At 71.4% G+C, this 6,629-nt stretch carries 8 protein-coding genes; 5 read left to right on the top strand and 3 right to left on the bottom strand.

The window, feature by feature from the left end:
- From FKV24_RS18135 to FKV24_RS18120, 4 genes are all read left to right on the top strand, one after another.
- Positions 1 to 745 (top strand): class I SAM-dependent methyltransferase (locus FKV24_RS18135; RefSeq protein WP_211371919.1); only part of this gene is annotated, 745 nt, incomplete at its 5' end.
- Positions 746 to 852: 107 nt separating this feature from the next.
- Positions 853 to 1,269, top strand: coding sequence for a PPC domain-containing protein (locus FKV24_RS18130; RefSeq protein ID WP_111265025.1), 417 nt, complete (start codon positions 853 to 855; stop codon positions 1,267 to 1,269).
- Between the two features lie 63 nt (positions 1,270 to 1,332).
- Entirely contained in the window at positions 1,333 to 1,890 is a 558-nt protein-coding gene (locus FKV24_RS18125) for a pseudouridine synthase (RefSeq protein WP_111265024.1), read from the top strand.
- Between the two features lie 158 nt (positions 1,891 to 2,048).
- Positions 2,049 to 3,200: a hybrid sensor histidine kinase/response regulator gene (locus tag FKV24_RS18120; RefSeq protein WP_111265023.1), complete on the top strand. Its 1,152-nt coding sequence runs from the start codon at positions 2,049 to 2,051 to the stop codon at positions 3,198 to 3,200.
- 15 nt (positions 3,201 to 3,215) lie between these two features.
- Here the strand turns inward: FKV24_RS18120 and FKV24_RS18115 are convergent, their stop codons facing one another.
- Entirely contained in the window at positions 3,216 to 3,617 is a 402-nt protein-coding gene (locus FKV24_RS18115; protein ID WP_111265022.1) for a hypothetical protein, read from the bottom strand.
- A gap of 125 nt (positions 3,618 to 3,742) precedes the next feature.
- Here FKV24_RS18115 and FKV24_RS18110 point away from each other — a divergent pair, with 125 nt between their 5' ends.
- Positions 3,743 to 4,420 (top strand): Fe2+-dependent dioxygenase, encoded by a 678-nt coding sequence (locus tag FKV24_RS18110; RefSeq protein WP_111265021.1) that lies wholly within the window; start codon positions 3,743 to 3,745, stop codon positions 4,418 to 4,420.
- A 61-nt stretch (positions 4,421 to 4,481) separates the two neighbouring features.
- On the opposite strand, the gene FKV24_RS18105 is transcribed toward FKV24_RS18110, so the two are convergent.
- Positions 4,482 to 5,513, bottom strand: coding sequence for a sulfotransferase (locus FKV24_RS18105; protein WP_141483391.1), 1,032 nt, complete (start codon positions 5,511 to 5,513; stop codon positions 4,482 to 4,484).
- Between the two features lie 49 nt (positions 5,514 to 5,562).
- Positions 5,563 to 6,629 (bottom strand): ATP-dependent helicase C-terminal domain-containing protein (locus FKV24_RS18100; RefSeq protein ID WP_283016222.1); only part of this gene is annotated, 1,067 nt, incomplete at its 5' end.

Raw genomic sequence — 6,629 nt, 5'->3', positions numbered from 1 at the left:
CGCCCTGGCCACCGCGATCGCCGGCGACTGGCGCGACCCGGCCAACACCGCCCGCGACCGCTACCGCCACCCTGCCCAGACGCTCGCTTTCTTCGGCATCGCCCCGGACCAGACCGTCATCGAGATCACCCCGGGCGGCGGCTGGTACGCGCAGATCCTCGCACCCTACCTGCGCGACAACGGCCAGTACGTCGCCGCGGTCTGGGACGACGCGATCGAAGGCCAGCCCGACTACCGCTACCGCCTCAACAAGGAATTGCGCGCGATGTTCGCCGGCAACGCCGCGGCCTACGGCACGCCGGAGGTGCGCGTGTTCGATCCCAAGGCGCCGGCGTTCGGCGCGGCCGGCTCCGCCGATGCGGTGCTGACCTTCCGCAACGCCCACAACTGGGTCGCCGCCGGTGACGGCGCCGCCTACTTCGAGGCGTTCTTCGACGTGCTCAAGCCCGGCGGTACCCTCGGCGTGGTCGATCACCGCGCCAAGCCCGGCACCGACGCGGAAACGATGAAGAAGTCCGGCTACCTGACCGAGGACGTGGTGATCGAACTGGCCACCGCGGCCGGCTTCAACCTGGCCGAGAAGAGCGAGGTCAACGCCAACCCCGCCGACACCGCCGACCACCCGAACGGGGTGTGGACGCTGCCGCCGAGCAACCGCCACGACGAGGCCGACGACGCCAAGTACCAGGCGATCGGCGAGAGCGACCGCATGACCCTGCGCTTCGTCAAACCGGCTGCGCCCTGATCGGGCCATTCAATCCTGGGCCGGCGGCGGCAATAATGGTCGCCGCCGGCACCGGACGACACCGTCACGGTGCCGGAACACCCTTTCTCCATGCATAAGGACATCGAGTGCACAAGCTCACCCTGACCGCCATCGCCGCCGGCCTGATGATGGCCACCACCGCCGCCCATGCCGCCGACCCGACCCTGACCGTGGGCCGGCTCACCAACGGCGCCCTGACCGAGGCCAGCCGCCCCAGCGACGGCGGTGGCCGCAGCCAGGACTACACCGTGCGGCTGGCCGCCGGCCAGCTGGTCGCGATCAGCGCCAAGTCGGACGACATGGATCCGGTGCTGATGCTGTTCGCGCCGGACGGCAGCCGCCTGGCCGAGAACGACGACCGCGCCGACGGCGACACCAACGCGCTGATCGTCGCCTCCACCACCGAGGCCGGCGAATACCGCGTCCGCATCAACTCGCTGGGCAGCGGCGACAGCTCGCTCGGCGAGTACACGATCAAGGCCAGCGTCGTCAGCGACGACTGAGCGACCGAGTCCGCACCGGCGCGGCCCCGCGCCGGTCGCGGCCCGCGCACCGATCGAACCGCCGTGCTGGTCGCGTTCAACAAGCCGTTCAACGTGCTGTGCCAGTTCACCGATCGCAGTGGATCGCAGGGTGGATCACCGGCACGGCGCACCTTGGCCGGCTTCGGGCTGCCGGCGGACATCTATCCCGCCGGCCGCCTCGACTACGACAGCGAAGGCCTGTTGCTGCTGACCGACGACGGCCGCCTCGCCCACCGCCTGACCGATCCGCGCCACAAGCAGCCCAAGACCTACTGGGTGCAGGTGGAAGGCGATCCGGACGATGCCCAGTTGCGCGCGCTGCGCGACGGCGTCGTGCTCAAGGACGGGCCGACCCGACCGGCGCGGATACGCCGGATCGAAACCCCGCCACTGTGGCCGCGCGATCCGCCGGTGCGCTTCCGCAAGACCGTGCCCGACACGTGGCTGGAACTGACGATCGGCGAGGGCCGCAATCGCCAGGTCCGGCGGATGACCGCGGCGGTCGGCCTGCCGACGCTGCGGCTGGTGCGGGTGGCGATCGGTGCGGTCCGCCTGGACGGTCTGGCGCCGGGCCAGTGGCGCCTGCAGCCACGCGGATAGACCATCGAAAAACCGACGCGATACCGGCGGTATCGTCCTGTGCAGGTTTACAGGATGTACGGCGAGGCAAGGCCCTCGGTTTCTGCTAACGTGCAAAGCTGTTGAGGAATGGATCGACGCGTGTCTGGGGAAACCGCGCGACCCTGGGGCCACACCGCATGACCACACCTGCCAACAGCCAGGGCCAGATCCTGGTGGTGGACGACCAGGCCGCCAACCTGCGCGTCGTCGGCACCCTGCTGACCCGTCAGGGCTACGCCGTGACCACCGCCTCCAGCGGCGACGAGGCGCTCGCCCGTTGCCGGGAGTCGGACTTCGACCTGATCCTGCTCGACGTGATGATGCCGAGCATGGACGGCTTCGAGGCGCTGACCGCCCTGCGCGGGGCGATGGACAACGCCCGCGTGCCGGTGATCTTCGTCACCGCCGCGCACGACCGCGACCTGCTGCTGCGCGCCTTCGATGCCGGCGTGGTCGACTACGTGACCAAGCCGTTCCTACCGGAGGAACTGCTGGCGCGGGTCAACGCGCACATCGGCCTGAAGCTGACCGTCGACCGCCTGGAACGGGTCGCGCGCGAGCGCGAGGAACTGGTCAGCCTGGTCGCGCACGACCTCAAGAACCCGCTGACCAGCGCGCTGTTTGCCAGCGAGCTGCTGCTGGAGGACCAGTGCAAGCCCGAGCGGGTGCCGCGGTATCTGAAGATCATCCACGAGAGCGCGACCGACGCGCTGGGCTACATCCACCACTACCTGGAAAGCCGCCACGAGACCCGGCGCGGCAACGGCAATGCCCGCGCCAGCGTTTCCGCGACCCTGCACTGGTTGCTGCAGCGCTACGAGGTGCAGCTGGAAGCCACCGGCATCGAGGCCGAGCTGCACCTGCCGCCGCGCGACGCGCTGGTCGCCATCGACGAACGGGTGCTGCGCCAGGTCACCGAGAACCTGGTCACCAACGCGATCAAGTACGCCCCCGGCGCGCCGCTGACGATCAGCGCGCGGATGGGCGCGCCCGGCTATTGGCAGATCGTGGTTTCCGACCGCGGCCCGGGCATTGCGCCGGCTCAGCAACGCGACCTGTTCAAGCCGTTCACCCGCCTGACCGAGGAAGAGGACGGCATCTCCAGCGGTCTGGGCCTGTCGCTGGCGCGGCAGATCATCTCCGAGGCCGGCGGCCAGCTGTGGTACGAACCGCGCCGGCGCGGCGGCGCCCGCTTCATCGTCGAGCTGCCCGAAGCCGGCAACGGCGGCGCCGACAACGCCGCCACCCGCCCCGACCCCGGCCACACCCCGGCGGTCGACCACGAATAGCCGGCGATACCCCGCTCAGTCGGCGCTGGGCGTCAACGCCGACGCGGTCTCCGGAGCGTGCCCGGCGCGACCGGCGTCGACCCGCTGCGCACGGCCTTCGAGGGCATGCTCGTAAAGGGCATGCTCGTCGAAGTCGGGCCCTTCGAGCGCCCGTGCCCGATCCGCGCGCAGCTGTTTTCTGCGCCGATGCGCCGCGTACCAGAGCAGGCCTGCACCGGCCACCGTGGCGATCGCGACCGCCGGATGGCGACGGGCGAAACCGCCGACCACGCGCGCGCCGGTGCGCAGCGCGCCGATCTTGAGTCCGGCCTCGAGCCACTTGGCCGCATCGCTGCGGCGCAGGGTATCGCCGACCTCGCCGGCCCAGTGCTGGGCGTTCTGGGCGGCATGACGGGCCTGTTCGACGGTCTTGTTCATCCTCAAATCCGTTGCGGGGGCAAGGCCGACAGTGTGCACGCAACAGTGTCGAACGGTTGTGAGCGGTTGCCCGCCCGCGGCCGAATGCCGATCATGGCGGCGTTCCCCGTCGCTCCGAGCCACCGATGATCCATGTCCTGCCCCAGGTCCTGAATGCCGCCGAGATGCAGGCGGTGCGCGAGCTGATCCCGCAGATCGGTTTCAACGACGGCCGCATCACCAACCCGGGCTCGGAAGTGAAGCGCAACCTGCAGGCGCCGCAGGAGGATCCGGCCAACGCCCGCATCGCGCAGATCGTCCGCGACGCCCTGGTCCGCAACACCGACCTGCGCAGCTACGCGCAGCCACGGACGATGGCGCGGACCACGGTGGTCCGCTACGAGCCGGGCATGACCTACGGCTGGCACGTCGACGAAGCGCTGTTTCCGTCGCAGCCGCCGATCCGCAGCGACCTGTCCTGCACGATCTTCCTCAACGACCCGGCCGACTACGACGGCGGCGCGCTGACGATCCAGCTCGGCGAGCAGGAGCTGGCGTACAAGCTCGATGCCGGCAGCGCGATCCTCTACCCGTCCACCACCATCCACCAGGTCGCGCCGATCACCCGCGGCGTGCGCATCGCCGCGATCACCTGGCTGCACAGCTGGATCGCCGACTCCCACCGCCGCGAGCTGATGGTGCAGCTCGACGAGGCGCGCGCGCTGGTCGCCCGCGGCGGCGCCGGCGAAGAACAGCGCAAGCGCCTGCAGGTGCTGCTGGAATCGCTGCGCTCCAACCTGTTCCGGATGTGGTCGGATACCTGAGCGGTTCCCGACGCGCTCCGGCCTGATCGCCACGCCCACCCGACCGCCCCCCTGCGCCGGATCACGGCGCCGCGAATCGGGGTCCGAGCCGGTCCGGCCAACGCCGCGCCTGTGCCGCCACCCAGGCTTCGCCGGCGGCGATCGCCTCGCCGTGGCGCTGCATCGCCAGTTGCAGGTCGTGGTTGCGGTCGCGGCGGCCGTATTCGTGGCTCTGCGCCTTCGAGTAACGCCCCCAGGCCGGCGACTCCAGTGCCGCCGGCACACCCGCCTCGGCCAGCCCCAGGTGTCGCGCGATCGCCGCCAATGCCGTTTCCGGCGTTTCCAGCAACGCCTCGAAATCCAGTCGCAGCACCCGTGCCGCATGCGGTCCCGCCGCCAGCGCGTCGAAGCGCAGCCGCTCGGCCAGCCAGCCCATCGCGCACTGCTCCGGCAGCGACATCGCGTGCAGCGCCAGGCCATCGCCCAGACCGATGTCGCGCAGGAAGCGCAGCCGCTCGGCGGCGGCGCTGGCGGCATCGTTCACCGAGTCGGGCGACTTGAACAGGGTCGCCAGCCACGGCCGCAGCGGCAGGTCGAGCAGGATCGCGCGCATGCCCGGGACGGCATCGAGCAGCGGTTCGGCCAGGCCGTTGCAGCTGCTGGTCGCCTTGACCAGGCTGCGCGTATGCGGCGGCAACGGTCGCGACCAGGCCGTCCAGGCCGCGCGCAGCAATTGCCCGGCGCCATCGGCCGACAGCCGCGCATCGGCCTGGCCACGCACCGGCCAGGCCTCGGCCAGCACCCGCAGCGGCAGCGGTTCGCGCAGCGACTGCAGTGACGGCCAGCTTTCCAGCAGCCGCGCCAGCAGGGTCGAACCGCAATGGCCGATATGGAAGATCGCATCGGCCGGCGCCGCGACCGCTGCCGGCGCCGCCTGCAGCCAGGCCGACAGCGGCAGCCAGCCGCCCTCGGGCTGGGCCGGCAGCGCGCGCTCGTCGAGAAAGGCGGCGGCGCGGCGACGGTCCGCGTCCAGGCGCACCCACAGCACGCGCTGGCCGACCAGATCGAGGCGGAACGGCAGGAACTGGGGATCGTGCGACGGAGACGGGCTCATCGCGCCAGTGTAACGAGCCTGTCCCGACCCGCCCGTCCCGACCCGCCGCTCAGCGCGGGCGCGGCTTGGCCCGATGGGTCGCCTGCGCGGTCCAGGGGTCGTCCGGCCACGGATGCTTGGGATAGCGGCCCTTCATTTCCTTCTTCACGTCCGGGTAGGTGCGATCCCAGAACCCGCGCAGATCGCGGGTGATCTGCAACGGCTTGCCGCCCGGCGACAGCAGATGCAGGGTCAACGGAACGCGTCCGTCGGCGATGCGTGGGCTGTCGGCCAGTCCGAACAGCTCTTGCAGCTTGACCGCCAACACCGGCTCGACCGGCGCGTCCGCCGCCGCGTCCCAGGCGTAGACGACCGGCCGCGCCAGTCCCGACGGCACCGCCACCCGGGTCGGCGCCAGTGCATCGATCCGTTGCCGCGTGTTCCAGTCCAGCGACGCCTTCAAGGCCTCGGCGAAGGCCTGGGCGTCGAGCGCATCGAGCCGGCTCTTGCCGTCCAGCGCCGGTCGCAGCCAGTCCTCCAGCGTCGCCAGCAGCGCCTCGTCGGACAGGTCCGGCAGATGCTCGGCCAGCTCCGGCATCCACGCCCGCAGGCAACGCACCCGCGCCCGCCACTGGCGCAGGCCGTCGCTCCACGGCAAGGCGTCCAGCCCGAGCTGGCGAACCGCGTCGACCAACGCATCGGCGTAACGCGACGGGTCCGGCCGCGCCGCCGGGCGGCTGTCGAGCACGATGCGGTCGTAGCGCGATTCGCGCACCGCGGCGATGCCGCGCCGCTCGGCATCCCAGTACACCCGCTCCTCACTGACGAAGCGCCGCGGGAACTCGCGCCGCAGCCGCGCCTCGTCCAGCGGTACCGCGCGCAGGACCCGCGCCTCGCGCGCCTCGTCGCGCAGTTCGCTCACCACCAGCCAGGGCTCGCCATACAGGGCGCTGTCGTCGAACAGGCCGGCGCTGCGCCCGTTGGCGAGCACGTAGCGTTTCGGGTCGGTCGCGTGCTGGCGGGCGATCCGGTCCGGGAAGGCGTGCAGCAGCAGGTCGCCGAGCGCGTGCGCGGGCAGGTCGGAGGGCGGCGGCGCTTCGACCCGCAGCCGGCGCCGCCACTGCCGCGCGGCCTGGT

This window comes from Marilutibacter maris (genome assembly GCF_006546735.2).
Taxonomy (GTDB): Bacteria; Pseudomonadota; Gammaproteobacteria; order Xanthomonadales; family Xanthomonadaceae; genus Marilutibacter; species Marilutibacter maris.
The sequence above is the reverse complement of the archived record's forward strand: the minus strand, read 5'-3'. Positions and strand labels throughout refer to the sequence as shown.

What these genes read in the sequence shown, in the direction of transcription:
- FKV24_RS18105 (WP_141483391.1), bottom strand. Translation starts at nt 5,513, where the DNA reads ATGAGCCCGTCTCCGTCGCACGATCCCCAGTTCCTGCCGTTCCGCCTC.
- FKV24_RS18115 (WP_111265022.1), bottom strand. Translation starts at nt 3,617, where the DNA reads ATGAACAAGACCGTCGAACAGGCCCGTCATGCCGCCCAGAACGCCCAG.
- FKV24_RS18110 (WP_111265021.1), top strand. Translation starts at nt 3,743, where the DNA reads ATGATCCATGTCCTGCCCCAGGTCCTGAATGCCGCCGAGATGCAGGCG.
- FKV24_RS18120 (WP_111265023.1), top strand. Translation starts at nt 2,049, where the DNA reads ATGACCACACCTGCCAACAGCCAGGGCCAGATCCTGGTGGTGGACGAC.